Origin of the sequence: Geodermatophilus siccatus (assembly GCF_900103785.1) — a bacterium.
Classification (GTDB): Bacteria; Actinomycetota; Actinomycetes; order Mycobacteriales; family Geodermatophilaceae; genus Geodermatophilus; species Geodermatophilus siccatus.
Map to the genome: position 1 here is coordinate 1 of NZ_FNHE01000032.1, position 2,475 is coordinate 2,475.

3 protein-coding genes are annotated in these 2,475 nt (G+C 73.3%); all 3 read left to right on the forward strand.

Translation table 11 applies throughout. The features are described 5' to 3' along the window. A partial coding sequence (locus BLS21_RS24385) for an MBL fold metallo-hydrolase (RefSeq protein WP_139177302.1) occupies positions 1-449 on the forward strand: 449 nt, incomplete at its 5' end. An 88-nt stretch (positions 450-537) separates the two neighbouring features. Continuing rightward, positions 538-1,371 carry a methylenetetrahydrofolate reductase gene (locus BLS21_RS24390; RefSeq protein WP_245700759.1) on the forward strand — a complete coding sequence of 278 codons (834 nt, stop codon included), beginning with the start codon at positions 538-540 and terminating at the stop codon, positions 1,369-1,371. Positions 1,372-1,420: 49 nt separating this feature from the next. Further along, a complete protein-coding gene (locus BLS21_RS24395) occupies positions 1,421-2,311 on the forward strand; it encodes an MBL fold metallo-hydrolase (protein WP_091224506.1) in 891 nt (296 codons plus the stop codon). Positions 2,312-2,475: the final 164 nt, after the last annotated feature.

Consider the following 2,475-nt stretch of genomic DNA (forward strand, 5'->3'; position numbering starts at 1 on the left):
GCCGGCGGGTGACCGCGATCGTGCTCACCCACGGGCACAACGACCACATCACCGCCGCCGTGGCGCTGCGCGAGGCCACCGGGGCGCCGATCTGGCTCAACCCCGCCGACCTCGTGCTCTGGGAGCGCGTCCACCCGGGAGCACTGCCCGATCACCCCGTCGGTCACTGCACCCGGTTCTCCGTGGCCGGGACGTCCCTGTTCTCGATGCACACCCCGGGCCACAGCCCGGGCAGCACCTCCCTGTACGCGCGCGACCTGAACACCGTCTTCACCGGGGACACGCTGTTCTGCGGCGGCCCCGGCGCCACCGGCCGCTCCTACAGCGACGAGCCGACCATCCTGGACTCCATCCGCTCGTGTCTGCTGACCCTGCCCGGGAACACGGTCGTCAGGACCGGCCACGGCGACGACACGACCATCGCCGCGGAGGCGTGCCGTGTCCGTTGAGAGCCCCGGCCGGCCCCGGGCGCCCAGGGGAACAGGGTCACCGCCCACGGTCGGGGGCCGGCCGACGCGGCGGCGATCTCCGGGTGCGTTGGAGCGGGCGCTGCGGGAGGCGAGCTACGAGGTCCTGCCGCTGCGGGGCGCCGAGGAGTCGGTCGTCGAGCACGTCCCCCGGACCGTGCCCCTCACCGTGACCGTGACCGAGGCCAAGGGTCTGACGCCGACGCTCGAGCTGGCGGAGCGGCTGTCCCGCCACGGGTTCACGGCCACCCCGCACCTGGCCGCCCGCCTCGTCCGGGACCGGGCCCACCTGGCCGACGTCGTGGCCCGTCTGCGCGCCGCCGGAGTGGACGGCGTGTTCGTCATCGGGGGCGATGCCGCGGAGCCCGCGGGGAGGTTCCCCGACGCGCTCTCCCTGCTCGAGGAGCTGGAGACCGTCGGCCACCACTTCCGGCAGGTGGGGATCGGCGGCTATCCCGAGGGGCACGGGCACATCAGCGCCGAGCTGATCGAACGAGCCCTCGAGCGGAAGGCGCCGCACGCGACGCACGTCATCACCCAGCTGTGCTTCCACGCCGGGACGACGACGGCCTGGGCGCGTCAGGTCGGGCTGCGGGGCGTCGACCTGCCGATCCGGATCGGGCTGCCCGGCGCGGTGACGCGCCAGAAGCTGGTGCGGATCTCGGCCGGGATCGGGCTCGGCCAGTCGGCGCGCTTCCTGCGCAAGCAGCACAGCCTGTTCTGGCGCTTCTTCCTGCCGCACGGCTACCGGCCGGACCGGCTCGTCGAACGCCTGGTCCCCGCCCTCGGCCGGCCCGAGCACAACCTGCAGGGCTTCCACTTCTTCACGTTCAACGAGGTGGCGAGGACGGAGGCGTGGCGGCGGGAGTGGCTGGCTCGGCTGTCCGACGCGGACCCGAGGTAGCGAGGTGTGCCGCCGTCGGCGAGCCGACGGCACGACCGGGGAGGACGGCATGCGCGGGCCCGATGTGGAGTACGGAGGCGTCACGCTCCTCGCCTCGCCGGAGGGCGGCCGGTACCCGTCAGGCAACTCCCTGGTGATCAGCGGGACCGACCGCACCGTGCTGGTCGATCCCTCGATCGAGGTCCACCGGCGAGGCGGGGTGCCGGACGCCGTGGACCTGGTGGTCGTCAGCCATGCCCACGAGGACCACCTGGCGGGACTGCACCTGTTCCCGGACCTGCCGGTCCTCGCCCACCCCGCCGAGGTCGGCCCCGTCCGCTCCCCGGAGGTCCTGCTCGCAGGCTTCGGGATGGGACCGTCCGAGGCCGGGGGCTTCCGGGAGCAGCTGCGCGACACCTTCCACCTGAGCGAGCGCCCGGACGTCGGCACGTTCCAGGACGGCGACGTGGTGGACCTCGGTGGCCGGACCCTGACCGTCCTGCACCTGCCGGGTCACACCGCGGGGCACTGCGGTCTGCTCGTCGAGCCCGACGGCTTCGTGTTCCTCGCGGACATCGACCTCACGTCCTTCGGCCCGTACTACGGCGACCTGTCGAGCAGCCTGGAGGACTTCGAGGCGTCGATCACGCGTCTGCGGGAGGTCGAGGCTCGCTGGTACGGGACGTCGCACCAGGTCGGCGTCATCGACGACCGGCAGACGTTCCTCGATGCCCTGGACCGCTTCGCCGCGGTGATCCACCGCAGGGACGAGACGCTGCTGCGCCTGCTCCGACAGCCGCGAACGCTGGCGGACGTCGTCGCACACCGACTGGTGTACCGGCCGCACGTCCGGCTGCCGTTCGTCGAGGCGGTCGAGCGCCGCACCGCCCTCCTGCACCTGGAGCGGCTCGAGCGCCACGGCCTGGTCGTCCCCACCGACGTCGGCTACCTCGCCGTGTGACCGACACGGCTCCGCAGCGCCGTACCGATCGCCAGGGGCCCGCGCAGGGCTCGGGAGGCCTGGGGGGAGGGTGGTGTTTTCTCAGTCGGCCAGGCGCTGGGTCAGCCAGTGGTGGAACTCCCCGATGTGGTGCTCGGAGGGGACCAGGACCCCGCCGTGGGCGT

Coding starts and splice junctions, on each gene's coding strand:
- BLS21_RS24395 (WP_091224506.1), top strand. CDS start 1,421: ATGCGCGGGCCCGATGTGGAGTACGGAGGCGTCACGCTCCTCGCCTCG.